Annotated in this window: 20 protein-coding genes; 12 read left to right on the forward strand and 8 right to left on the reverse strand. The window is 68.4% G+C overall.

All coding sequences use genetic code 11. The features are described 5' to 3' along the window. Nucleotides 1–99: 99 nt before the first annotated feature. On the forward strand, nt 100–1,194 hold the full coding sequence (locus BpN12_RS13515; protein ID WP_246793085.1) for a catalase family peroxidase: 1,095 nt from the start codon (nt 100–102) through the stop codon (nt 1,192–1,194). Between the two features lie 27 nt (nt 1,195–1,221). Here the strand turns inward: BpN12_RS13515 and dld are convergent, their stop codons facing one another. After that, nucleotides 1,222–2,979 (reverse strand): D-lactate dehydrogenase, encoded by a 1,758-nt coding sequence (gene dld / locus BpN12_RS13520; protein WP_246793086.1) that lies wholly within the window; start codon nt 2,977–2,979, stop codon nt 1,222–1,224. A gap of 158 nt (nt 2,980–3,137) precedes the next feature. Here dld and BpN12_RS13525 point away from each other — a divergent pair, with 158 nt between their 5' ends. Further along, nucleotides 3,138–4,037 (forward strand): LysR family transcriptional regulator, encoded by a 900-nt coding sequence (locus BpN12_RS13525; protein WP_246793087.1) that lies wholly within the window; start codon nt 3,138–3,140, stop codon nt 4,035–4,037. A 2-nt stretch (nt 4,038–4,039) separates the two neighbouring features. Here the strand turns inward: BpN12_RS13525 and BpN12_RS13530 are convergent, their stop codons facing one another. The 4 genes from BpN12_RS13530 to BpN12_RS13545 all read right to left on the reverse strand — a co-directional run bounded on the left by BpN12_RS13530 (nt 4,040) and on the right by BpN12_RS13545 (nt 7,551). After that, nucleotides 4,040–4,492, reverse strand: coding sequence for an aconitase X swivel domain-containing protein (locus BpN12_RS13530; protein ID WP_246794713.1), 453 nt, complete (start codon nt 4,490–4,492; stop codon nt 4,040–4,042). A 49-nt stretch (nt 4,493–4,541) separates the two neighbouring features. Further along, on the reverse strand, nt 4,542–5,789 hold the full coding sequence (locus BpN12_RS13535) for an aconitase X (protein ID WP_246793088.1): 1,248 nt from the start codon (nt 5,787–5,789) through the stop codon (nt 4,542–4,544). Nucleotides 5,790–6,090: 301 nt separating this feature from the next. Beyond that, nucleotides 6,091–6,450, reverse strand: a complete 360-nt coding sequence (locus BpN12_RS13540; RefSeq protein WP_246793089.1) for a type II toxin-antitoxin system HicB family antitoxin — start codon at nt 6,448–6,450, stop codon at nt 6,091–6,093. Nucleotides 6,451–6,633: 183 nt separating this feature from the next. Beyond that, nucleotides 6,634–7,551 (reverse strand): DMT family transporter, encoded by a 918-nt coding sequence (locus BpN12_RS13545; protein WP_246793090.1) that lies wholly within the window; start codon nt 7,549–7,551, stop codon nt 6,634–6,636. Between the two features lie 98 nt (nt 7,552–7,649). Between BpN12_RS13545 and BpN12_RS13550 the strand changes: the two genes are divergently transcribed. Further along, complete coding sequence (locus BpN12_RS13550) at nt 7,650–8,441, forward strand: AraC family transcriptional regulator (protein ID WP_246793091.1); 792 nt, start codon at nt 7,650–7,652, stop codon at nt 8,439–8,441. 21 nt (nt 8,442–8,462) lie between these two features. Here the strand turns inward: BpN12_RS13550 and BpN12_RS13555 are convergent, their stop codons facing one another. Continuing rightward, nucleotides 8,463–9,269, reverse strand: a complete 807-nt coding sequence (locus BpN12_RS13555) for an EAL domain-containing protein (RefSeq protein WP_246794714.1) — start codon at nt 9,267–9,269, stop codon at nt 8,463–8,465. A gap of 273 nt (nt 9,270–9,542) precedes the next feature. On the opposite strand from BpN12_RS13555, the gene BpN12_RS13560 reads away from it, so the two are divergent. The 8 genes from BpN12_RS13560 (at nt 9,543) to BpN12_RS13595 (ending at nt 21,092) form a co-directional block, all read left to right on the forward strand. Beyond that, the gene (locus tag BpN12_RS13560; protein ID WP_246793092.1) at nt 9,543–9,884 is read left to right on the forward strand and encodes a PadR family transcriptional regulator; all 342 of its coding nucleotides are present in this window, start codon (nt 9,543–9,545) and stop codon (nt 9,882–9,884) included. Further along, the gene (locus BpN12_RS13565) at nt 9,881–11,017 is read left to right on the forward strand and encodes a DUF1700 domain-containing protein (protein WP_246793093.1); all 1,137 of its coding nucleotides are present in this window, start codon (nt 9,881–9,883) and stop codon (nt 11,015–11,017) included. The genes BpN12_RS13560 and BpN12_RS13565 overlap by 4 nt, the downstream gene beginning before the upstream one ends. Before the next feature lie 86 nt (nt 11,018–11,103). Next, nucleotides 11,104–11,814 (forward strand): hypothetical protein, encoded by a 711-nt coding sequence (locus BpN12_RS13570; protein WP_246793094.1) that lies wholly within the window; start codon nt 11,104–11,106, stop codon nt 11,812–11,814. A gap of 252 nt (nt 11,815–12,066) precedes the next feature. After that, a complete protein-coding gene (locus BpN12_RS13575) occupies nt 12,067–12,786 on the forward strand; it encodes a gluconate 2-dehydrogenase subunit 3 family protein (RefSeq protein WP_246793095.1) in 720 nt (239 codons plus the stop codon). 59 nt (nt 12,787–12,845) lie between these two features. Further along, nucleotides 12,846–14,615: a GMC family oxidoreductase gene (locus BpN12_RS13580; protein WP_246793096.1), complete on the forward strand. Its 1,770-nt coding sequence runs from the start codon at nt 12,846–12,848 to the stop codon at nt 14,613–14,615. Between the two features lie 5 nt (nt 14,616–14,620). After that, nucleotides 14,621–15,910 carry a c-type cytochrome gene (locus tag BpN12_RS13585; protein ID WP_246793097.1) on the forward strand — a complete coding sequence of 430 codons (1,290 nt, stop codon included), beginning with the start codon at nt 14,621–14,623 and terminating at the stop codon, nt 15,908–15,910. A 684-nt stretch (nt 15,911–16,594) separates the two neighbouring features. Then, nucleotides 16,595–18,220, forward strand: coding sequence for a methyl-accepting chemotaxis protein (locus BpN12_RS13590; protein ID WP_246793098.1), 1,626 nt, complete (start codon nt 16,595–16,597; stop codon nt 18,218–18,220). A gap of 235 nt (nt 18,221–18,455) precedes the next feature. Further along, nucleotides 18,456–21,092, forward strand: coding sequence for a 2-oxoglutarate dehydrogenase E1 component (locus BpN12_RS13595; protein ID WP_246793099.1), 2,637 nt, complete (start codon nt 18,456–18,458; stop codon nt 21,090–21,092). A 112-nt stretch (nt 21,093–21,204) separates the two neighbouring features. Here BpN12_RS13595 and BpN12_RS13600 read toward each other — a convergent pair whose 3' ends face one another. Together BpN12_RS13600 and BpN12_RS13605 are read right to left on the reverse strand one after the other, a co-directional pair. Then, nucleotides 21,205–21,999, reverse strand: a complete 795-nt coding sequence (locus tag BpN12_RS13600) for an SDR family oxidoreductase (RefSeq protein ID WP_246793100.1) — start codon at nt 21,997–21,999, stop codon at nt 21,205–21,207. A 34-nt stretch (nt 22,000–22,033) separates the two neighbouring features. After that, nucleotides 22,034–22,807: an SDR family NAD(P)-dependent oxidoreductase gene (locus BpN12_RS13605; protein ID WP_246793101.1), complete on the reverse strand. Its 774-nt coding sequence runs from the start codon at nt 22,805–22,807 to the stop codon at nt 22,034–22,036. A gap of 181 nt (nt 22,808–22,988) precedes the next feature. Here BpN12_RS13605 and BpN12_RS13610 point away from each other — a divergent pair, with 181 nt between their 5' ends. Continuing rightward, nucleotides 22,989–23,888 carry an AraC family transcriptional regulator gene (locus tag BpN12_RS13610; protein WP_246793102.1) on the forward strand — a complete coding sequence of 300 codons (900 nt, stop codon included), beginning with the start codon at nt 22,989–22,991 and terminating at the stop codon, nt 23,886–23,888. Nucleotides 23,889–23,902: the final 14 nt, after the last annotated feature.

Raw genomic sequence — 23,902 nt, forward strand, 5'->3', positions numbered from 1 at the left:
CAAAATTCCCGCGCGAAACGGCCGGCCAGCGTGGAATAAGCGCGGCCGAACCTTGTTCACCCGGCTGTAGTCCCCTCCCCTCGATCCAGGACCGTCAACATGACCCAGCCCGCCGATACGCATCGCCGTTCGTTTCTCTCCGCCGCCACGCGGCTGACCGTGGCCGGCGCCGTCGCGCCGATGGTCGGCCTGCCGGCCACGGCCGCCTCCGCCGCCGATTCACCCGCGCCCGACACGCACGCCGCCCACGACGCCGTGGGCAGCGAATACAACGAAGCCACCGCGCAACGCTCGCTCGACGCGCTCGAAAGCGCCTACGGCGCGCATCCGGGGCAGCGTCGCAACCATACGAAGGGGGTGGGCGTGACGGGCCGCTTCGTCGGCAATCCGGCGGCGGCGGAGTGGTCGCGTTCGCAGCTGTTCAGCGGGGAGACGATCGAGGTGGTGGGCCGCTTCTCGCTCGCGGGCGGCGACCCCGACGCGGCCGACACGGAACGCAGCACGCGCGGCGTGGGCCTGCAGTTCCGCCTGCCCGGCGGCGCGCTGCAGCACATGACGATGCTGCACACGCCGATGTTCTTCGCGACGATGCCGAAGACCTTCATCGACAAGTTCTTCGCGCTGACGCCCGACGCCGCCACCGGCAAGCCGGACCCGGCCGTGTTCAAGGCGTTCCTCGCCTCGCACCGCGATCACGCCGCGCAGGCCCACTTCCTCGGTACCGTCAATCCGCCCTGGAGCTATGCGAGCTGCGCGTTCTACGGCATCCATACGTTCCGCTTCATCGACGGCCGGGACAAGACGACGATGGTGCGCTGGCGCTTCGTGCCGCGTGACGGCGAACGCGCGCTCAGCGACGACGAGATGCAGGCCGCGCCGCACGACTTCCTCGAGGCGCGGCTGACGGAGCGGCTCGCGCGCGGCCCCGCGCAGTGGGACATGATCGTGTCGATCGGCGAACCGGGCGACTCCGTCACGAATCCCACGCTGCTCTGGCCGAGGGAGCGCCGCGAGATCCACGCCGGCACGCTGACGCTGACGCACGCGACGGCGCAGGAGCACGCGCCGAGCTACGGCATCAACTTCGACCCGCTGGTGATGGCCGACGGCATCGAGCCGAGCGACGACCCGATCCTGCTGTTCCGCTCGCCGTCATACGGGCTGTCGTACTCGCGACGCCTGCGCAAAGTCTGAGCCGCGCGCAACGGCGTCACGCCGGCATCACGCCGGGGTCTCGCGATAGTTCGCGAACTTCGACATCTGGCCGATGCCGGGATTGAAGCAGTTGCACGGGTCGAGCGCGCGATAGAAGCCGGCCAGCTCGGGCTTGGCCGGATAGAGATGGCCGACGTTGTGCTCGGCCGGATACTCGGCGCCGCGGCGGTCGAGCAGCGTCCACATGCGGCGCTCGACGTCGAGGCAGTCGTGGCCCTTCCTGACGATGTAGTCCTGGTGGAACACATGGCAGAGGAAGTGGCCGTAGTAGAGCTTGATCGCGATGGTGTCCTCGATCTCGCGCGGCAGCGTCTCCACCCAGTCTCGATCGTTGCGGCGCAGCGCGATGTCGAGCGCGACGATGTCCTCCACCGTGTCGGCGTGGATGGTGCGGTAGCGCACCGCCGCGCCGGCCGCCGCGAAGCGGTGCAGGAACGCCTTGGCGCCTTCCCCGGCGGTGCATTCGAAATAGGCGCCGGACGCCTCGGCGAAGAACGCGGCGAGCCGCGTGCGGGCCTCCTCGGCACCGTCGGCCGACACCTTCAGCATCAGGTGATGCTCGAAGCGGTCGCGAAACGCGTTCATGCGCGGCGGCAGATGGCTCGGGAACAGCCGGCTCGCGGCCTGCAGCACGCGGTCGCTCAGGTGCCGCGGCAGGAAGCCGAAGCGGCCGACCAGCGCGTCGAAGCGGCTCTTCAGCGCGAACAGCGCCGGCAGCCGCGCGGTGCCGAGATGGTGGATCGCGAGGAAGGTGTCCTTGCCGTAGCGCTCGGCCACGTCGTAGGCGTCGCGATGCATGTACTCGCCCGAGATCGGCAGGTGCGTGAATTCACCAAGCGCGATCCGGCGCAGTTCGGTCAGCTCGGCCGGATCGTTGGTGCCGATGTAGAACACCTTGGTATCGCGCTCGGCCGCGAACGTGTCGAGCCGCACCGCGAACACCATCAGCTTGCCGGCCGAGCCCGACGCCTCGTGCAGCCGCTGCGGATCGGCGTTGTAGCGCGCCGGCGTGGCGGCATCGACGCGGCGCACTTCTTCAGCATAGCGATGGTCGGACGCGGCGCCGGCATCGTGGCGCACGTCGGCGTCGGAGAACGCGCGGCGCCCGAGGCGTTCGAGCATCTGCTCCGGCGTGTCGCCGAGTTCGATGCCGAGATGGTTGACGAGCGCGAGCCGGCCCTGCTCGTCCACGCGCGCGAACACGGCCATCTCGGTGTAGGCCGGCCCGCGCCGCACCAGCGCGCCGCCCGAATTGTTGCAGACGCCGCCGAACACCGAGGCGCCGATGCAGCTCGAACCGATCACCGAATGCGGCTCGCGGCCGAGCGGCTTGAGCACCTTCTCGAGCTGGTCGAGCGTGGCGCCGGGCAGGCACACCACCTGGCGGCCCGCGTCGATCACATGCACGGTCTTCATGCGCGTGGTGCTGACGATCACGATGTCGCGATCGTAGGCGTCGCCGTCCGGCGTCGAGCCGCCCGTCAGGCCCGTGTTCGAGGCCTGCGTGATGACGGCCACGCCGGCCGCGACGCAGGCTTCCAGCACGCGCCATTGCTCGACCAGCGTGCCGGGCCGCGCCACCGCCAGCGCGCGGCCGTTGCCGAAGCGGAAGCCGGTGCGATAGCGGCGCGTGGCGGCCTCGCCCGTCAGCAGGTGGCGTGCGCCGACGATGCCGCGCAGCGCCGCCAGCAGCGCCGCGCCACCACGCCCGCCGGTTCCGTTCGCCTGGTTCGTTGGGTTCGTACCGTCCTTGCCTGCCGCCATCGTGCTCTCCGTCTGATCAAGGGTCGCGACGGACGGCCTGCCCCGGCCTGACCACCCGCCGGCGCCGCGCATGTTCGCCCGTCGCATGAACGGCAGCTTAGAATTGCACCGGCCATTAGTCCAATATCTTGAAAACACGATTCGGAGACGAAAACGATATGGAATTTCGTCAGCTGCGTTATTTCCTGGCCGTCGCCGAGCATCTGCACTTCACCGAGGCGGCGGCCGCGCTCGGCATCGCGCAGCCGCCGCTGAGCCAGCAGATCCTCAAGCTCGAACGCGAGATCGGCACGCCGCTGTTCATCCGGCATCCGCGCCGCGTGGAGCTGACCGAGGCGGGCAGGCTGCTGCGCGAGCGCGCGCGACGCATCGTGGACGACGCGCAGCAGGCGCTGCTGGCCACGCGCGACGCGGGGCGCGGCGAGACCGGGCGGCTCTCGCTCGGCTTCGCCGGCTCGACGGTGTTCCATCCGGCGATCGCACAGACCATGCAGCGCTTCCGGCATGCGTACCCGCGCGTGACGGTGGGCTGCGAGGAGAGCAACAGCGTGGCGCTGCTGGAGAAGGTGGGCGCGGGCCGCATCGACGCCGCGCTGGTGCGCATGCCGCTGCAATGCGGCGAGCTGGTGGTGGAGCCGCTGGCGGACGAGGAGATGATCGCGGTGCTGCCGAACCGGCACCGGCTCGGCCGGCGCAAGCAGATCGGCCTGGCCGACCTGGCCGATGATCCGTTCATCGTGTTCCCGCGCGGGATCGGGCCGAACCTCTACGACTCGATCATCGGTGCCTGCCACGCGGCCGGCTTCGCGCCGTCGATCGGCATGGAATCGCCGCAGATCTCGTCGGCCGGCAATCTCGTGTCGGCCGGCTTCGGCGTGGCGATCGTGCCGGCCTCGATGCGGCAGGTGCAGGTGGCCGGCGTGTCGTTCCATGCGCTGCGGGGCCGCCCGCTCGCGACCGGCATCGCGCTGGTCCACCGGCCGCGCGAGAGCGCGCAGACGGTGCGCAACTTCGTGCGGATCCTGCGGCAGCAGCGAAACAGCGCAGGCGCCGCCTGACATCACCGCGGCGCCGTTTCCTCCAGATACACCATGGCGCCGCCCGCCCCTTCCCGCCCTTCCGCCGCCTCGATGCGAACCGCGCCGCGCGCGGCGGCCACGCGCTCGAAATCGGCAGCGCTCAGGCACACCACCGGCACGGCCAGCGCGTACAACTCCGCGGCGACGATCGCGCCGATCGAGATGATGAGGTCGCGCTCGCGCAGGATGATGCCGACCGGGCCGGTGCCGTTGCGGATCGCTTCGGCGAGCACGCTGCTGCTCGAACTCGAACCCTTGGCGTGCGCCATCACCATGATCTTCCCGGCCAGCGTCGCGCCTTGCTGCGGATGCGTGCGGTCGATGATGCGTCCGGGCCCGGCGTCGTAGCCGCCCCAGAAGCTCAAGGGCTTTTCCAGCAGGAGGGTTTCCGCGCGAGCGCTGCCGTGGACGAGCACGTCGCCGGACAAGGCCATGCCGGGTGCCGTGGCGCCGGCCGGTTCGGTGCGGACAATTTTCCGGACTTCATCCATGGAACCGCACCTTCCCTTCGTAGGCCGACCGCACGCACTCGCTCATGCTGCCGTAGGCGACGCTCACGCCGATGTTGGCCGGCGCATACGAGGCCCACTTGCCTGAATTCGTCATGACCAGCCCGCTCAGCTTTTTCATGACCGGCGTGATGTAGGTACAGGTATCGACGACGATCTGGATGCCGCGCGCCGCGAGTTGCTGCGCCAGGCCGATCTGCTCCAGCTCCCACAGGATGAAGCGGCTGGTGTTGACGTAGAAATCGGCGCGCGGCTTGCCTGCGTGCGCGTCGAGCAGGCTCGCGAGCCGCTGGAATTCCGCCAGCGAGAAATGCGGCGTGCCGAGCGACACCGCCACGAGATCGTCGCCGTCGCGCCCGTTGTTCAGCGTGGCGCGGATCGCGTCGAGATCGGCCAGCGAGACGCTCAACTCGCTAAGCGGCGCCTGGTTCTGCAGGGCCGCGTCGAGCGTGGGCGCCTCGGGCGTCACGCCCACGGCATGGAACAGCGCCACCGCGCCGCTCGACGCGGCGGCGGCGCCGAGCGCCTTCAGCTCGTCTTCGCTCGTGTCGTCGGGCAGGCCGACGATGACCGGCACCACGGCGCCGGCGACCTTGCCCACCAGCAGGCCGAGCGCCGCGAAATGGATGTCGCGCGACGGCAGACGGGAAAAATCCGCCACGCGAAACACGATCCGGCCGGCGCGGTTCGCGGTGACGTGCAGGCCCGCATAGGGCGCCCGCCCGGTGATCGCCGCGGCCAGATCGAGGAAGTCGCCGTAGCGGCTGGTCCTCGCGCCCAACACCGAATTGGCGAAGACGATCGCGTTCGATTCGGCCCAGGCGATCTGGTCGCCCTGGCGCGGACGATGCTTGAGCTGGTACGGCGCGCAGGTGAAGCTGGACTCGCATCCGAGCAGCAGGTGCGCGTCCATCAGGCGCCGCGCGTCGCGCTGGATCGCGCGGTCGCCGTGATACAGCTCGGGATGGATCAGGTCCAGCGAGCCGACGTTCAAGGTCGTCGGCACCGCCACCCTCGCGCCGGCGGAGACGAACCGCTCGACGAAGTCGAGGCTGGTCTGGCCGTGATAGAGGCAGCCGTCGATATGCGCGGAGGTGATGTCGATCAGGCTCGGCGCCGACATCACGTCCGCGGTTCGGGCGACGATACGCATCGCCCGGGCCGGGCCGTCACCCAGTTCGCCGCCCAGCATGGCCTTGTCGCGCTCGCTCAACCGCAGCATCCGTTTCCCCCTGTGTCGGTGCGGGCAAGGCCCGTGTTCGATGTAGCGCGAATGTACAACTGGAACGGATTGCTGTCCATGCTGGTTTTTCATGGTCCAATTTTTTGTATGGCCCGTCGAATTTTCTGGATACGAGGCGCCGTCATGGCTCAAGTGGATCGGAATGAAACCAGACTCATTCGTCCCCGGTCTGTGTCTCCAGGTCTTGCCGCCTCACTCCGCCATCGCGAACATGGCGGGACGCAGCGCCTCGCCCGTGGGCGTGACGCGGTATTCGGTCATTGGCGGGATCGTCGGGTATTCAGGCTTGCCCGGCGCGTTCGAGCACTTCCTGCGCCGCGCGTCTCAGCACGTCTTCGGACCATTGATTGATGCTCTCGTTGGCGATGCCTGCCGCGATGCCGACGGCCGCGTGGGTCTCGGGAGCGAGGCGCAGCATCAGCCGGCCGGACGCCGGCTTTCGTGGCGCGCGCTTCGTGCGTGCGCACTCGTCGAGATAGTGATCGACGGCCGCGTGAAAGTCCTGCGTGAGTTCGGCAACCGTTTCGCCGTGGAAGCTGATTTTGTCGTCGACGCCGAGCACATGTCCGACAAAGATATTGTCGCGACCATCGAAATCGACGCGGGCGTAATAGCCCTTGTACGTCATGGCGTTGATCATGGCTTTATTCCCATTTCGTTGAGCCACTCGCGCATGGCTTCGACTTGATAGCGCTTCGCCTCTTTGCCCGGATGAGGGCGATGCAGGTAACGGCGCGTTCCGTTCAGTTCCCGGCGCAATTGCCAGCATGGCCTACGAGACCTCACCCGGCAAGCGCGCCGTGCTGACTTCCCCGACTTCGCCTCACACCCGCTCGCGCCACTGCACGATCCACGCCTCGCCGTTCACCACCACCAGCCCCACGCAGACCAACACCGCCCCCACCATGAACGCGGCGCTCAGCTGCTCGTTCAGCAGCACGACGCCCCACACCACGCCGAACAGCGGCGTCATGAACGACAGCACGCCGAGGCGCGCGGCCAGATACCGGCGCAGCATCGTGAACCAGACCAGGAAACTCACGAAACAGACGAACACGGTCTGAAAAATCAGGCTGGTCCACAGCATCGGCGACGCGTGAAAACGCGTCTGGCCGAGCAGCATGGCGGCCGGCAGCAGGATCACGAACGCGCCGGCCAGCTGGTAGAACAGCGTCTGCGTGGCGGGCGCCTCGCTCATGCGGCTGGTGCGCACCGCCACCGTCGTCATGCCCCAGGCGGCGGCGCCGCCCAGGCCGAGCAGGTCGCCCAGCATCCAGGTGGTTCGCGCCGGCCCGTGGTCGAGCCACGCCGGCACCAGAAACGCGATCGCCACGCCGAGGAAGGCGAGCCCCATCCCGCTCCATTGCAGCAGGCTCATCCGCTCGTCGGGCAGGCGCAGATGCAGGCCAAGCGCCGCGAACAGCGGCGCCGTATAGAGGAACACGACCATGTGCGAGGCGCTGGTCCAGATCAGGCCCTGCGCCACGAACAGGAATTCGAGCGCGAACAGCGAGCCGACCACCACCGCCGCGGGCAGCATGCGCCCCGTCAGCCAGCGGTCGCGCGCCACGACGCGCGCATAGAGGAACACCAGCGCGGCCGCCACGCCGGAACGCAGCGCGAGCTGGAAGATCGGCGCCGCGTCGGCCGCCGACGCCTTGACCGCCACCTGCTGCAGGCTCCACGTCATGCACAGCGCGACCATGACGAGTACTGCCCGACCGTCCACTGCCTTCCTCATCGGTGGGTATCCCGAACGAAACGGAGCACAGTATTGACCGAATCATTTCACACGATATAGTGCAAAACTGACATTCGATCGAGCGAGGAAGCCAGCGCATGAAACGCGGCATACCGGCCCCCACCGCCCACCTGCGGCTGCCGCCGTTCACCGACGCGCTGCCGGCCCCGGTGTTCTTCCGGACCGAGCGCATGCCCGCGCACGCGACCTATCCGGTCCTGCGCCACACCTGGGGGGAGTTCGTCTACTCGTTCAGCGGCGTGACCGAGGTGAAGGCCGGCTCCGCGCACTTCATCGCGCCGCCGCATCTGGGTTTGTGGATCGCGCCGGAGGTCGAGCACACCGGCTTCAATCATCACGAGGCCGTGCATTGCTCGGTCTACATCCGTCGCGATCTGTGCCACGGCATGCCCGACGATTCCTGCGCGGTGATGGTGAGCCCGCTGGTCCGCACGATGCTCGAGCATCTGCGCGATCTGGCCGACACGCCGGAGCAGCGCGCCGCCCGCGCGCGGTTGCTGCGCGTGCTGGTCGATCAACTCTCGACCTGCCGGACCACCGGCAGCTTCGTGCCCCACAGCGACGACGAGGAACTGAACCGGGTCCTGCAGCTGCTGCGCGACGACCCGGCCGACAATCGCACCATCGCCGAACTGGCGGCCGTGGTGAAGCTGGGCGAACGCACGCTGATTCGCCGCTGCCAGGCCGAGCTGGGGATGTCGCTGACGGAATGGCGCCAGCGCTTGCGCTTCGTGGCCGCGCTGCCGATGCTCAGGAGCGGGCGCAGCGTCGAATCGGTCGCCTTCGATCTCGGCTACGCGTCCTCGTCGGCCTTCATCGCGATGTTCCGGCGCCTGACCGGATCGAGCCCGAAGCGCTTCGTCGCGTGACGGGCGTGGCGCCCGGCACGCTCATGGCGCCGGCGCGGCCCCGGCCAGCCACTCGGCGCCGGGTTGCGACGCCGAGTCGAACGCGGGCTTCGCGAACAGATAGCCCTGCATCAGCGACACCCCATGCGCCGCGAAGAAATCGCGCTCGCCGCGCGTCTCGACACCTTCGGCGATCACGCGCACGCCCATCTCGCGACACATCGAGACCACGCCCCGCACGATGCTCTGCCTCGCGGCGTTGGTGTCGACGCCGCGCACCAGATCCATGTCCAGCTTCACCAGATCCGGCTGGAAGTCGGCCAGCAGCGTCAGCCCGGAAAACCCCGCGCCGAAGTCGTCGATGGCGGTCTGGAACCCGAAGCTGCGATACGAACGGAAGATGTTCACCAGATGCGAGCGCCCGAGGATGTTCTCGCCCTCGACCGTCTCGAAGATGATGCGATCGCTCGGGAAATTGAATTTCTCGGCGGCCTCAAGCGTGCTGCGGATGCAGGCCTCCGGCCGGTAGACGGCGTTCGGCATGAAGTTGATCGAGAGGTGCCCGTCGATGTTCAGCGCCGCGGCCTGTTCGATGGCCGAGGTCCGGCAGAGCTGGTCGAAGTGATAGCGATTGGCCTCGTCGACCTTTTCGAGTACCGACGCGGCCGGCTCGCCGTTGGGGCCGCGAACCAGCGCCTCGTGCGCGTAAGTGGTGCCGGTACGGGTGTCGACGATCGGCTGGAACGCGAACCTCAGTTTCCCGAACCGACCGGACGGCGTCCGGCAGCCGGTGCATTGGGCGGATGCTGCACCGTCCTCCGGCTGGATGAGGATGGGTATGTCGTTCATGCAATCTCCGGTGACGCGCAAAACTGGCGTGCTGATCTCCATCTTATCGGCCGGAAACGCAGCAAGCTTGACCGTACCGGTATCGGCGGCCGGACGCGCCGGGCGCCGGACGCCGCGCTCCATCGCGGGCTCCGGTGCAGTGCATAAAACAGTACCTTGCATAAAACAATACTGGCTGCTACATTGCAGCCCATGGTTTTGCCGGGCTCGTCTCAGGCAGCATACGTGTATAGAAAGGTACCGTGTAATACACACTATCGAAAGCGGATTGGAATGAAGACCCAGCTGAAAAAGGGCACGTTGGACATGTGCGTGCTGGCCGTGCTGGCACGCGGCGACAGCTACGCCTACGAACTCGTCTCGACGCTGTCGCAAACCATGGAAATCAGCGAAGGCACGATCTATCCGCTGATGCGCCGCCTGCAGGCGGAGGCCTGGGTGTCCACCTATTTCGTCGAGTCGAGTTCCGGGCCGCCGCGCAAGTACTACTCGCTGACGGCGGCGGGGCGCAACAGCCTCGCGGGCATGGAAAAGGAATGGCGCAGTTTCGTCGATGAAGTCAACGGGGTGCTCGGATCGCCGGGCGCGCCACAGGGAACGGGGGACAAGCAATGACGCAGGACGCATTCATCCAGCAGCTGCGGCATGAGCTGCGCAGCTGGCCGAAGCATCTGGTCGACGAAATCGTCGCCGACTATCGCGAGTACATCGGCGACGCGCTGGCGGCCGGACGCGGCGAGGCCGAGGTGATCGCGGCGCTCGGCGACCCCGTCAAGCTGGCGCGCGAGCTGCGCGCCCAGGCGAGCTTCCGGCAGTGGGAAACGCGCCGCTCGTTCAGCAACCTGCTGCGCGTGATCGTGTCGATCGCGGGCCTCGGGCTCGTGCAGCTGGTGCTGCTGGTGCCTTTCATCCTGTATCTGACGCTGCTGACCTGCGGCTACGTGCTCTCGGCGACGATGCTCGTCACGGGGCTCGCCACCGTGCTGCTGCTCGGCAGCCATCACGCGTTCGGCTGGCCCGCCACGGACCGGATTCCGTTCAGCTTCCAGGGCACGCGCCATGGCGCGGAGGCTTCGAACGCAGAGGACACGGAGGACACCGCCCGGCGCCGCGAGGACGGCGACGCCACCATGTTCAAGCACGTCAACGTCCCGGACTTCCGCATCGACGGCGACCGCTTCGTGCTGGAGCCTCGGCCCGGCACGCACATGTCGGTCGTGACCACCAGCGGCACGCTCGAACTGCGCTACGAGGACGGCAAGCTGCGCGCGACCTCGACGGGTGGCGCGCCCGCCATGTTCGAGGTCAAGGGCGACGTATGGACGGTCCACCGCACCGACGTGGTCGCGCTCGACGTGCGCACCGGCGACGGCGACACGCTGTCGGCGGCGCGCATCGGCAGCGGCGTCGGCGACATGGCGTGGGACGTCAGGAGCGGCGGCGACCACGTGTCGTTCGTCGAGGGCGGCAACGACGGCCCGCGGCTCACGGTACACAGCCGCGGCGACTCGGTGGTGATCGACCGGAGCCGCGTCGCCATCGACAGCGGCGACGATCACGTGCTGATCGTCGGCCCGCATGGCTCGAGCCTCGGCGCGCTGCTGTACGGCGTCGCGATGCTGATCGGCGGCGCGCTCGGCCTGGGGCTGTGCGTCTGGCTCACGCGCTTCACCTGGCGCGGCCTGGTGCGCTACGTGCGCCGCCATGCGGAACGCATCACCGAACGCCTCGAACACGGCGCGCCCTGATCCGCGAGACGCGTTGAGCAATACGCGATACGCGCGCCGGCAACCTCCTCGATCCCGCAGTCACCTTCCCTGAACAGGAACTCGCCATGAATCCGCACTTCCTCTCCGGTGCGGCGCCCGTTGCGCGCGCCGAACCCCGACGTGTTCGCCGTGTGCCCGCCGCGCGCTGGCTCGACTGGCTCGCCCACGGCTTCGCCATCGCCCGCCGGCGGCCGGTGGCGTGGCTCTTCGCGTTGCTCGCCTGCGCCGACCTCGCCACGCTGTTCATGCTGGCGCCGCGCCTGAGCGTGCTCGCGCCGCTCGTCGCGCCGCCGGCGGTGGCGCTGTTCGTCCTGATGCAGGAGCGCGCCAGCAACGCGCGCCCCTGGCGCTTCGGCGAGGCGTGGGGCGCGGTCTACGAGCATCGCGACGCGCTGCTGGCGGTGGGCGTCGCGGCCGCCGCGATCGCCGGTGCCGGCTATCTGGCGGCGAGCCTGCTGGCGCGGACCCACGCGCTGCACGAATCGGCCTGGCTGGTCGCGCTGCCGTTCCACGCCGCCGCGCTCGCGGCGTTCTGGTTCGCGCCCGCGCTGATCGTGCTGCGCAACCGCACGCCGCTCGACGCCATGGCCACCAGCGCGCGCGCCGTCTGGCGCAACCGGCCGGTCGCGCTGATCCATGCCGCGCTGATCGGCGCCGCGGCGTTCACGGCCTCGGCCGTCCCGCTGCTGCTGCACGGCCTGGTCGTGATGCCGGTGGTCGCCGCGCTGCTCGTGGCAGGTGCCTATGCGAGCTATCGCGACCTGCTCGGCGACTGAGTCCGAAACCCGCTGCAATCGGTCGACGCGAGCTGGATATCGCCGGCTCGCCCTCTTCAGGGCCAGGTCACAACCCACGGCGCCCGCCCGTCAAGCGAAAACCAAAGTTATATTTGTGGTACGACATCAGATGTCTTAATTTTCTGATACTGTGCGACAACTACGTAGTTACCCCATTATTTCTATAAGAAAATTACAAAAACGTCATCCATCTCGGAGGAGGAGCCATCTCTCGCAGAGTATTTGAACGTTATGTCATCACACGTCAGCTTACCAAGACGCAAATTCCTCCTCACCTCGCTACTGGCGCTCCCCGCGCTCGGCATCCTGGTCCATGACCTGAGCGCGGCCCAGGCCGCCCAGCTGGCCGCCCCCGAGCTGCACGACTACACGCCGTCGTTCTTTTCCTCCGCCGAGTGGGCGTTCATGCTCGCCGCCTGCGACCGGCTGATTCCGGCCGACGGCCGCGGCCCCGGCGCGCTCGAGACCAACGTGCCGGTGTTCATCGACCAGCAGCTGCACGGTGACCTCGGCCACGAGATCTACCTGCAAGGGCCGTTCGACACGCAGGCGCCGAAGGAACTCGGCTACCAGCTGCCCTACACGCCGCAGCAGATCTACCAGCGCGGCATCGCGCTCAGCAACGCGCATTGCCGCCGGCACTACCAGCGCGATTTCCACCAGCTCGACGCCGGCACGCAGGACACCGTGCTGCAGGCGCTGCAAGCCGACGGAATCCACTTCGCCGAAGCCGGCGAGCCGGCCCTGCGGGCGAGCCAGTTCTTCGCCGGAATGCTGTCCGATGCGAAGAACGGCTACCTCTCGGACCCGATGTACGGCGGCAACAAGGGCATGAAGGCCTGGATCGCGATCGGCTTTCCCGGCGCGCGTGCGAGCTTCCTCGAATGGGTCACGCAGCATGACGTGAAATACCCGCTCGGCCCCGTGAGCCTCGGCGGCCTGCGCGCCTGAGCCCCGCCTCTCGGCGCGCGCGGTCGCGCCTTCGGAATCCGGAATCGACAAGGAACATCGTGGCAAACATCATCAATGACGACGTCGACGTGGTCGTCGTCGGGCTCGGCTGGGCCGGCTCGCTCATGAGCATCGAACTCGCGCAGGCGGGCCTCAAGGTCCGTGCGCTCGAACGCGGCGAGGATCGCAGCAACGCCGACTTCGCCTACCCGAAGCCGGCCGACCAGTACGCCTACGGCGTGCGCAACAAGATCATGGTCACGCCGCGCGACGGCGCGCTCACCGTGCGCCATCGCAGCGGCGACGTGGCGCTGCCCACCCGCAAGTGGGGCGCGTTCGTGCCGGGCACCGGCGTGGGCGGCTCCGGCCTGCACTGGACCGGCGTGCTGATGCGCCCGACGCCCACCGACCTCAAGCTCAAGACCTACGCCGACCGCGCCTACCGCAGCGGGCAGCTGGAAGCCGGCATGCAGGTGCAGGACTTCCCGTTCAGCTGGGACGAGATCGAGCCGTATTACGACTTCTTCGACAAGGTCTGCGGCCTCTCGGCCGCCCCCGGCAACCTGCGCGGCAAGCTCGTCGAGGGCGGCGACCCGTTCGAGGGGCCGCGCTCGAACCCGCCGCCGCTGCCGCCGCTCGAGGACACGCTGAACAACACGATGTTCGCGAACGCGGCGCGCAAGCTCGGCTATCACCCGTTCCCGAACCCGTCCGCGAACGTCTCGCGCGCCTGGACCAATCCCTACGGCAACCAGATCGCGCCGTGCAACTACTGCGGCTTCTGCAGCAAGTACCCGTGCCTGAACTTCTCGAAGGCGTCGCCGCAGACGGCCGTGCTCGACGCGCTCAAGCGCATGGACAACTTCTCGTACCGCGTCAACGCGAACGTGCTGCGCGTCGAGCTGCACGCCGACGGCAAGACCGCGAAGGGCGTGACCTACGCCGACGCGCACGGCAACGAGGTGTTCCAGCCCGCGCGGATCGTCGTGCTGGCGGGCTTCCAGTTCGTCAACGTGCGCCTGATGCTGCTGTCGGGCATCGGCAAGCCGTATGACCCGGTGAGCGGCACGGGCACGGTGGGCAGAAACTATGCATTCCTCAGCAATGGCGGCGCGACGCTGTTCTTCAAGGACAAGCACTTCAACCCGTTCGCCACGGCCGGCGCCACCGGCCAGCTGTTCAACGACGTCTCGCCCGGCAATGTCGACGGCCCCTCGCTCGGCTTCCTCGGCGGCGCGAAGATCCAGAGCGCGCAATCGACCGGCGCGCCGATCGGCACCGCGCTGCCGCACGGCACGCCCGCCTGGGGCAAGGGCTGGAAGGAAGGCATGCAGGACTGGTACGGCCACTCGATGAAGATCGGCATCACCACCAGCTGCATGTCGTACCGCGACCACTACGTCGATCTCGACCCGACCTACAAGGATCCGTGGGGCCAGCCGCTGCTGCGCATCACGTTCGACTGGAAACAGAACGAGCTGAAGCTGCAGCAATACCTGCGCAAGATCGTGCTGGACGTCACGAAGGAGCTGAACCCGGACAGCTACACCGAGAGCTTCCTCGCGCCCGACGCGCACTGGGACATCACCAAGTATGTGTCGACGCACAACGTGGGCGGCGCCGTGATGGGGGATTCCCCCGCCACCAGCGCGCTGAACCGCTACCTGCAGAGCTGGGACGTCCACAACGTGTTCGTGCCCGGCGGCAATGCGTTCCCGCAGAACTTCCAGGCCAACCCGACCGCCACGATCGGTGCCATCACGCTGTTCGCCGCGCGTGCGATCAAGGAACAGTACCTCAAGAACCCCGGCCCCCTCGTGCAGGCATGATCGACATGAAATTCCTCCACACGCTCAAGGTCGCGGCCGTCATGGCGCTGGCCGCATCCGGCCTGTCGACCGCGCACGCGCAGCAGGCCGACGCCGCGCAGGCGGCGCTCGTCAGGCAGGGCGCCTATCTGGCGCGGGCCGGCGACTGCATGGCCTGCCACAGCACCACGGGCCGCCAGCCCTACACGGGCGGCCTGCCGATCGTCAGCGGCATCGGCACGATCTACTCGACCAACATCACGCCGGACCGGCAGGCGGGGATCGGCAACTACACCGAGCCGCAATTCGCGGCCGCGGTGCGCCGCGGGATCCGGGCCGACGGCTCGCACCTGTATCCGGCGATGCCGTATCCGTCCTACGCGAAAATCTCGGACAGCGACATCCACGCGCTCTACACATACTTCATGCACGGCGTCGCGCCGAGCCATGACGCCGCGCCGGCGACGGACCTGAGCTTCCCGTTCAACCAGCGCTGGGGGATGGCACTGTGGAACTGGGCGTTCGCCGATCCGGCGCCGTTCCACGCGCCGGACACCACCGACGCGCAGATCCGCCGCGGCGCGTACCTGGTGGAAAGCCTCGGCCATTGCGGCAGCTGCCACACGCCGCGCGGCGTCGCGATGAACGAGCGCGCGCTCGACGGCAGCAGCGCGCTGTTCCTGTCCGGCGGCAAGCTCAACGACTGGAACGTGCCGTCGTTGCGCGGCCTGCATCACTGGACCCGGCAGGAGATCGTCGACTACCTGCGCACCGGCCGCAACGACCGTGCGGCCGTGGCGGGCGAGATGACCTCGGTGGTTGACAACAGCACCTCGCACCTGAGCGACGCCGACCTCGACGCGATCGCGGCCTACCTGCAGTTCCTGCCGGCGCCGCACGAGGCCACGGCCAGCGCCACCAGCAGCGACGGCGACCGCGCGCGCGCGACCATCGCGAAGCTCACGGCGGCCCGCGACCTGACGCTCGGCGAGCGGCTCTATCTCGATAACTGCAGCGCGTGCCACGCCGTCACCGGCCTGGGGGCGCCGCGCGTGTTCCCGCGCCTGGACGGCGCCACGCTCGTGAACGCCGCCGACCCGTCGGGCCTGATCACGGTGATCCTGCACGGCGCGACCACGCCGTCCACCGCCGCGGCGCCCTCGGCGCTGCCGATGCCGGGCTTCGCCGGCCGCCTGAACGACGACGAGCTCGCGCAGCTGGCGACGTTCGTGCGCGGCAGCTGGACCAACCACGCGGCGCCGGTGAGCGCCGGCCGGGTCGCGAAGCTTCGCGAGACACAGGCCGCCCGGCCGTAACCGGCGGCGCGCGCCGCCCGGATCCCGTCATCGCCTCGTGCTAGCCACGCGGCGATGACGAGGGTTCAGGCGGCCCGCTGCGGCGCATCACGCGGTGAGCCGAAGGCCACCGCGTTTCCATCCTCAAGCCGGCCCCGGAACGTACCGGCGGCTTCGCGCCGCCTATGTGAAATCGATCGACATCCTTTCCCACCTGGAGACTCGACGGATTTCATTCAAACGTTCGTTCCAACGACAACGCAATCCCGCCGCATAGACGTTTTTTGAATGGATGCGGCAATTCGCCACATAAAAATAGCCCTCCCGTATTCATGGATAAATCGCATCGCGATCGAATTCTTATTACGCGATAAAAGCGAACGATCCGCCGAAACGGCATGTGCAGAGGCCGCCGCCGTCATTGCGCCGCATTGCGACCAAAATCGATGCACCGCGTCATTGGCCTTGTCCAAAAAAAATTTAAAGGTTTTGTTTCCGTGCCGTAAACACGCTTAAGAGATAGTGCTCGGGGCCTGTAGTTTCTTCAGCCGCTCGATCCTGTGTCCGTGCCAGGACACCTGTGATCGCGCAACGAGCCGAATTCGCCATCGACGACTGATAAAGACAGGTCGCGATAGTCACGGGTTCGGTCCGTGGAGAAAGGAATGCACTAGTAAAAAAGCATCCTTGACAAGGAAATGCACCATGAAAATTTCCGACCTGAAAATCGGGGTTCGTTTAAGCGCGGCATTCGGAATCGTCGTCGTGCTGTTGATCGGCACGACACTGCTCGGCATCGGCCATATCGAATCGAGCGTGGACCGGATGAACGGCATCGTCGGCCAGCGTTATTCGCTGATCGCCACGAGCACCCAGATCAAGAACAACGGCTACAAGGCCAATGCCATTCTCAGCAACCTGCTGCTGGCCACCGATGCGGATCAGGCGAAAAAATACATGGATGACTATGCCGTCATCCGCAAGCTGAACGCCGACACCTACGCGAAATTCGAAAAGCAGCTGACCGACGAACCCAGCCGCGCGCTGTTCAAGAGCCAGTTCGAGGCACGCAGCGCCTATGGCCAGAGCGTCAAGAAATTCTTCGAGCGGGTGGCCGCCAACGATCACGACGGCGCCCGCGATCTCTACCAGGGCGACATGGCGCGCCTGCAGGACGATTACTACACGCTGGTCGACAAGATGGTGGACTTCCAGGCCGGCGAGATGAACAACGACGTCGCCAAGGCCACGGCCGACGGCCATTGGGCGAAGCTGCAGATGGGCGTGATCGCGCTCTGCGCGCTGCTGGTGTCGGTGCTGACCGCCTGGTTCATCACGCGCAGCATCACGCGGCCGATCAACGGCGCGGTGGCGCTGGCCGAGGCGGTGGCGAGCGGCGACCTCACGCACCGGCTCGACGTGACCGGCCGCGACGAGGTCTCGCGCCTGCTGGCCGCGCTTGGCAGGATGACCGAGAGCCTCAACACCATCGTCGGCAACGTTCGCGGCGGCACCCATGCCATCACGCTGGCCTCGCAGGAAGTGGCGAGCGGCAACATGGATCTGTCCACGCGCACCGAGCAGCAGGCCAGCGCGCTGGAGGAAACCGCCGCCGCGATGGAGCAGCTCACCTCCACCGTCAAGCACAACGCCAGCAACGCGCAGCAGGCCAACCAGATCGCCGGCGAGGCGTCGGCGGTAGCCGTGAAGGGCGGCGAGGCGGTGGACCGCGTGGTGCAGACCATGAACGCGATCGACGCGTCGTCGCGCAAGGTGGTGGAGATCATCAGCGTGATCGAGGGCATCGCGTTCCAGACCAACATCCTGGCGCTGAACGCGGCCGTGGAGGCGGCGCGCGCCGGCGAGAACGGCCGCGGCTTCGCGGTGGTGGCGGGCGAGGTGCGCAGCCTCGCGCAGCGCAGCGCGGTGGCGGCCAAGGAGATCAAGACGCTGATCGACGATTCGGTGAGCCACGTCGGCGTGGGCACCGGCATCGTCGAGCAGGCCGGCGAGACGATCCGGCAGGTGGTCAAGAGCATCACGGCGGTGTCGTCGATCGTCAACGAGATGAGCGCGTCGAGCCAGGAGCAGAGCGACGGCATCGAGCAGATCAACCACGCGATCACGCAGATGGACCAGGTCACGCAGGAGAACGCGGCGCTGGTCGAGGAGAGCGCGGCCGCCGCGCAGGCGCTGCGCAACCAGGCCGACGCGCTGACCGGCACCGTGGCCGCGTTCCGGCTCGATGATGGCGACGCGCGCCGTCCCGGCGCCGCGATGGGCCGCCCTTCACGACAGGCAGCCCCCATGCCCCTGCTCTCTCCGACCTGAGAGCCGATCGATCAATCAGAGGTGACCGGCATCAGAGACGGAGACACGGCCCGCGCACGGGCCGATGACGTATGACGGAGCGTCGTGGCAAAGCAGGGCAGGCGCTCCGGCCGGATCGCCATCCGTTGGTACGCCCATTCCTGTCGGATCGGTTCGGGAATTGTCAGGGAAGGCGCGTGCCGGAGTCCGGATGGCGAGATTCGATTAACCGATTCTGTCCATACAGGCACTCGTCATGTTCAGCCGATATCCCGAATACGCCACACCCGCCGGTTTTGTCCACACCGAGGTGCGAGACGCTTCGCAAAGCGCGAAGCCCTTGCTGATCGGCCGCCTCGTCGATGCGCACCGCCACGCCGGCTATCGCGTGGCCGACATCGATCCGCTCCGGCTCGCCCTCCCTCCCCGGGTCCCCGAACTCGATCCAGGCTTTCACGGGCTCACGCCCGACGAGCCGCTCGACACGCCGCTGGTCGGCTTCGAGACGGCATGCACCGTCGGCGAGCTGGAGCGGCAACTCAAGCATCGGTATTGCGGCGCCCTCGCGCTCGATTGCAGCGGCGTGCGCGATGAAACGCGACGACGCTGGCTGTTCGGCCGGCTCGAGTCCGCCGCGTCGAACCGCGCGCCGGCGCCCGAGCGGCGGCACGCCGTGCTGGCCCGGCTGCTCGCGGCCGAAACCTGGGAGCGCACCGTGGCCGGGCGCTTCCCCGGCGCGAAGCGCTTCTCGCTCGAAGGCTGCGAGAGCCTGATTCCGCTGCTCGACGCCGTGATCGACACCGCCGGCCGCCACGGCGTCAGCCGGCTGTTCCTCGGCATGCCGCATCGCGGCAGGCTCAACGCGCTCGTCAACGTGATGGGCGTGAGCGCGACGGAGATCCTGGCCCGGCTCGATCCCGACTCGGCGCTCGCCGCGACGCAGGCCGACCTGCCCTACCACCTCGGCGGCGTCGCCCGACGGGCCACGCCGCACGGCGAGATCACGGTGCAGTTGGCGCACAACCCGTCGCATCTGCAAAGCGTCTACCCGGTGGTGGTCGGCATGGCGCGCGCCCATCAGGACACGCACGGCGAGGCCGCCTGCCTGCCGGTGGTGGTGCATGGCGACGCCGCGTTCGCCGGCCAGGGCGTCGTGACCGAGACGCTGAATCTGGCGCGCAACGCCGGTTATTCGCCGGCCGGCACCTTGCACGTGATCGTCAACAACCAGATCGGCTTCACCACGCCGAACCGCATGGACGCCGAGGCGCACGCCTATTGCACCGACGTGGCGCGCAGCGTCGACGCGCCGGTGGTGCGCGTCAACGCCGACCGGCCGGACGAGGTGCTGCGCGCCGTGGCGATCGCGTTCGACTACCGGATGACCTTCCACGCCGACATCGTGATCGACCTGATCGGCTATCGCCGCCTCGGCCATTCCGAGCACGACATCCCCGCGCTCACGCAGCCGACGCTGCAGGCCGCGATCGACGCGCATCCGGGCGTGGTCGAGCTGTATCACGCCTCGCTCGACGGCGTGGCGCCGCTCGATGCGCTGCGCGAGGCGGCCAAGCGTGCGCTGCTGCAAGAAGGCGAGGACAAGGCCCCGCCTTTGGCCGATTTCGACGCCGCCGCCACGCGACCGCTGCACGCGCTGACACCCGAGCGGCTGCGCGCGTTGACCGACGCGCTCACGCGCGTGCCGCCCGGCGCGCGCATCCACGAGTTCATCGCGCGGCTGATCGGGCGCTGGCGCGAGACGGCCGCCGGCGAGACGAACCGGGTGGACTGGAGCTTCGCCGAGAACCTGGCCTACGCGTCGCTGCTCGACGACGGCTTCGGGGTCCGGCTCTCGGGCATGGACGTCGGGCGCGGCACCTTCATGCATCGGCAGGCTGTGTGGCATCTGCAGGACGGCGGCGCCGACGCCGGCGAGCTGCACACGCCGCTCACCGCGATCGCCGCGCATCAGGGCCGGTTCGACATCGTCAATTCGCCGCTGACCGAGGAGGCCGTGCTCGGCTTCGAATACGGCTACAGCGTCGCGACGCGCGACGCGCTGACGATCTGGGAGGCGCAGTTCGGCGACTTCGTGAACGGCGCGCAGGTGTTCGTCGATCAGTACATCGCGGCCGGCGAGCAGAAGTGGGGCTACCGATCGCGGCTGACGGTGCTGCTGCCGCACGGGCACGAGGGCGTGGGTCCGGAGCATTCGAACGGCTATCTCGGCCGCTTCCTGCAACTGTGCGCGGACGAGAACCTGCGCGTGGTATGTCCGTCCACCTCGGCGCAGTGGTTCCACCTGCTGCGCGGGCAGGCGGCGGCGCGGCAGCCGAAGCCGCTCGTCGTGATGTCACCGAAATCGCAGCTGTACGGCAACGCGCGCTCGCACTCGAGCGTGGCCGACCTGCTCGACGGCTCGTTCGCCACGGTGATCCAGGATGCGTCGGTGATCGATCCGGCGCGCGTGAGGAAGGTCGTGCTGTCGAGCGGCAAGTTCCATTACGCGCTGCAGGAAGCCCGTGACGCGGCCGGCGATGCGAGCGTCGCGCTGGTGCGCGTCGAGCAGCTCTATCCGTTCCCGCAACTCGAGCTGGCCTGCGCGCTCGCGGCGTTCGGCAACCTGGAGACGGTCGTCTGGGCGCAGGAGGAGGACGTGAACCAGGGCGCGTGGCGGTTCGTGCGCGACGAACTCGAAGCGGTGCTGCCGGCGGGCTGCCGCCTGAGCGCGGTGTGCCGGACGCTGACGGCCGCGGGCGCGCATTCTTCCGTGCGCGCGCATCAGGCCGAGCAGCAGCGGCTGGTGGCGCAGGCGCTCGGGCCTCGCGAGGTGGCGGCCGTCATCGACGCGGCGGCCATCGTGCCTGCCGAGGAAGCCGCCATCCACGATTGACGCGCGCCGCGCGCGTGGTTGGAAGGCTGCCCCGTGACGCGTCATGACCGGTCACGGGGCATCACGCCGCTGGCGGCGCCGGCGCCTCACGGCCCGCGCGCCGCCGCTTCCCTCACTCGTATCGCGCCGCGTGGTCGCGATGCATCAGCGCGACCGAGCGGCTCGTCTGCTTCAGCAGCAGGCGCGGCGCGAGCCGGCTGCCGAGCTTCAGCACGTTCGCGAGGCCGGGCCGGATCTCCAGCACGTCGCGGCGCAGCCCCGCGAGCGCGCGCTCGGCCAGCGTCGCCACCGGCATCGGCGTGACGCCGGCGGTTTCCTCGGCCGAGAAGTCGCCATGGAACAGCGGCGTGTCGGTGCCCGGCGGCGCCAGTTCGAACACCTTGATCGCCGTGTTCGCCAGTTGCGCGCGCAACGACAGCGTGAACGCATGGACCGCCGCCTTGCTCGCGCTGTAGACGGGCGAGATCGGCATCGGCACGAACGCGAGCCCCGACGAGACGTTGACGATCGCCGCGTTCGGCTGCCGCGTCAGGTGCGCGATGAACTGCAGCGACATCCAGATCGTGCCGTTCAGGTTGGTCTGCACCTCGCGCGTCACGTCGGTCAGGTCGAAGCCGGGCCGCTGCAGGTCGATCTTGCGCATGATGCCGGCGCAGTTGATCAACTGGTTGGTGGCCGGGAACGCCTGCAGCACCTGCTCGTGCAGCCGCCGCACTTGCTCGGGGTCGCCGACGTCGGCGCGCAGTGCCGCGAGCCCAGGCAGCCGCTCGCGCAGCGCCGCGAGCGCGGCCTCGTCGCGCCCCGCCACGATCACGCGATTGTCGAGCGCGTGCAGGCGCTCGGCCAGCGCGAGGCCGATGCCCGAGGTGCCGCCCGTGATCAGGATGGTGTTGCCGGAAAGCTTCATGAGAGGGTTCCGTCGGGAAGGTCGCGCATCCGGCTCACAGATACATGCCGCCCGACACCTCGATGCGCTGCGCCGTGATCCAGCGGTTCGCGTCGCCCAGCAGCGCGGCGATCATCGGCCCGATGTCGTCGGGCACGCCGACGCGGCCTAGCGCGGTGGCCGCCGCCACGGCGCGATTCACCTCCGCGTTGTCGCGCACGTGGCCGCCGCCGAAATCGGTTTCGATCGCGCCGGGCGCCACCGTGTTGGCGGTGATCCCGCGCGGCGCGAGTTCCTTCGCCAGATAGCGCGTGAGCACCTCGATGGCGCCCTTCATCGACGCGTAGGCGGCGCTGCCTGGCAGGCTGAAGCGCGCGAGGCCCGACGAGATGTTGACGATGCGCCCGCCGTCGGCCAGCAGCGGCAGCAGCGCCTGCGTGAGGAACAGCACGCCCTTGAAGTGAACGTTGCAGAGCGCGTCGAAATCGGCCTCGGTGATCTGGCCGATCGGCGCGGGATGGTAGCCGCCGGCGTTGTTGACGAGGTAGTCGAAGCGCTCGCGCGACCAGACGCGCCGCAATGCGTCGCCGAGCTGCCGCCCGAACGCCTCGAACGAGCCGATCGCGCCGGTGTCGAGCGCGATCGCCACGGCGCGGCGGCCGAGCGCCTCGATCTCGCGCACGGCGCTGTCGGCCTGCTCGCGGTTCGTGCGATAGGTGATGACGAGATCGGTGCCGGCCGCGGCGAGCGCGAGCGCGGTATTGCGGCCGAGGCCGCGGCTGCCGCCGGTGACGAGCGCGATGCGGGGCGTGGAAGGCTGGGTGGACATGACAGGCTCCGGGTTGGATGGACCCGACCGATTATCCGCAGCGCCCTCATGGCCCGCTTGCCCGAACTGCCGAATTTTTTGCCTGATCCTTCAAATTTGCGGAACGCGCCGCGCGGCCGTGAAAACGCGCGCGAAAGCGGGTATGCTCCGCAAAAACCGCGTCATTCAGAGGAGAACGCCGATGCTGTCTGCGTTGAAAACCGCCTGCGCGCGCGTCATCGAAGCCGGCGGCGGACACGACGGGCTCCACTTCACGCCGCTCGACGGCCTGGTGCTCGTGAAGGCGTCGGGCAAGGCGCTGCCGAGCCGGATGATCTACCGTCCGGCGCTGTGCGTGGTGGTGCAGGGCGAGAAGCAGGTCACGCTCGGCGAGCAGACGTTTCGGTATGCCGAGCAACGCGCGCTGGTGGTGAGCCTGGAGCTGCCGCTGCTGGGCGGCGTCACGCGCGCGAGCCGCAGCGCGCCCTATCTCGGCTTCATCCTCGAATTCGACCTGCGCATCATGCGCCACGTGATCGACACGCTGCGGCTGCCGGTGCCGCGCGGCGGCGAGGCGTCGCTCGGGCTGTTCGTGGACGAGATGGACGACGCGCTGATCGGCTGCCTCACGCGCCTGATCGAGGCGCTGCCGGTGCCGCACGCGGCGCAGCTGCTCTATCCCGGCATCATGACCGAGATCTGCTTCCGGCTGCTCACCGGCCGCAACGCCGAATCGGTCAGCCGTTTCGCGCTGCCGCACGGCCACACGCAGCGCATCGCCGACGCGATCGCCGAACTGCGCACGCACTTCTCGAGCCCGGTGCGCATCGAACAGCTGGCCTCGGTGGCCGGCATGAGCGCGTCGTCGTTCCATCAGCACTTCAAGGCGCTGACCTCGATGACGCCGCTGCAATACCAGAAGCAGCTGCGCCTGCTCGAGGCGCGCAACCTGATGACGGCCGAGGCGCTCAACGTGACCGACGCCGCGCTGCAGGTCGGCTACGAAAGCACCTCGCAGTTCAGCCGCGAATACAAGCGCATGTTCGGCACCACGCCGAAGCGCGACGCGCTGGAGGCACGACAGCCCGCCGCCGTGCGCTGAGCGCGGCGGCCCGT

Source organism: Burkholderia perseverans (assembly GCF_022870505.1).
GTDB lineage: Bacteria > Pseudomonadota > Gammaproteobacteria > Burkholderiales > Burkholderiaceae > Burkholderia > Burkholderia plantarii.

What these genes read in the sequence shown, in the direction of transcription:
- BpN12_RS13535 (WP_246793088.1), bottom strand. Translation starts at nt 5,789, where the DNA reads ATGCTGCGGTTGAGCGAGCGCGACAAGGCCATGCTGGGCGGCGAACTG.
- BpN12_RS13610 (WP_246793102.1), top strand. Translation starts at nt 22,989, where the DNA reads ATGCTGTCTGCGTTGAAAACCGCCTGCGCGCGCGTCATCGAAGCCGGC.
- BpN12_RS13560 (WP_246793092.1), top strand. Translation starts at nt 9,543, where the DNA reads ATGAAGACCCAGCTGAAAAAGGGCACGTTGGACATGTGCGTGCTGGCC.
- BpN12_RS13540 (WP_246793089.1), bottom strand. Translation starts at nt 6,450, where the DNA reads ATGATCAACGCCATGACGTACAAGGGCTATTACGCCCGCGTCGATTTC.
- BpN12_RS13600 (WP_246793100.1), bottom strand. Translation starts at nt 21,999, where the DNA reads ATGAAGCTTTCCGGCAACACCATCCTGATCACGGGCGGCACCTCGGGC.
- BpN12_RS13575 (WP_246793095.1), top strand. Translation starts at nt 12,067, where the DNA reads ATGTCATCACACGTCAGCTTACCAAGACGCAAATTCCTCCTCACCTCG.
- BpN12_RS13530 (WP_246794713.1), bottom strand. Translation starts at nt 4,492, where the DNA reads ATGGCCTTGTCCGGCGACGTGCTCGTCCACGGCAGCGCTCGCGCGGAA.
- dld (WP_246793086.1), bottom strand. Translation starts at nt 2,979, where the DNA reads ATGGCGGCAGGCAAGGACGGTACGAACCCAACGAACCAGGCGAACGGA.
- BpN12_RS13565 (WP_246793093.1), top strand. Translation starts at nt 9,881, where the DNA reads ATGACGCAGGACGCATTCATCCAGCAGCTGCGGCATGAGCTGCGCAGC.
- BpN12_RS13525 (WP_246793087.1), top strand. Translation starts at nt 3,138, where the DNA reads ATGGAATTTCGTCAGCTGCGTTATTTCCTGGCCGTCGCCGAGCATCTG.
- BpN12_RS13550 (WP_246793091.1), top strand. Translation starts at nt 7,650, where the DNA reads ATGAAACGCGGCATACCGGCCCCCACCGCCCACCTGCGGCTGCCGCCG.
- BpN12_RS13570 (WP_246793094.1), top strand. Translation starts at nt 11,104, where the DNA reads ATGAATCCGCACTTCCTCTCCGGTGCGGCGCCCGTTGCGCGCGCCGAA.
- BpN12_RS13585 (WP_246793097.1), top strand. Translation starts at nt 14,621, where the DNA reads ATGAAATTCCTCCACACGCTCAAGGTCGCGGCCGTCATGGCGCTGGCC.
- BpN12_RS13515 (WP_246793085.1), top strand. Translation starts at nt 100, where the DNA reads ATGACCCAGCCCGCCGATACGCATCGCCGTTCGTTTCTCTCCGCCGCC.
- BpN12_RS13545 (WP_246793090.1), bottom strand. Translation starts at nt 7,551, where the DNA reads ATGAGGAAGGCAGTGGACGGTCGGGCAGTACTCGTCATGGTCGCGCTG.
- BpN12_RS13555 (WP_246794714.1), bottom strand. Translation starts at nt 9,269, where the DNA reads ATGAACGACATACCCATCCTCATCCAGCCGGAGGACGGTGCAGCATCC.
- BpN12_RS13595 (WP_246793099.1), top strand. Translation starts at nt 18,456, where the DNA reads ATGTTCAGCCGATATCCCGAATACGCCACACCCGCCGGTTTTGTCCAC.
- BpN12_RS13605 (WP_246793101.1), bottom strand. Translation starts at nt 22,807, where the DNA reads ATGTCCACCCAGCCTTCCACGCCCCGCATCGCGCTCGTCACCGGCGGC.
- BpN12_RS13590 (WP_246793098.1), top strand. Translation starts at nt 16,595, where the DNA reads ATGAAAATTTCCGACCTGAAAATCGGGGTTCGTTTAAGCGCGGCATTC.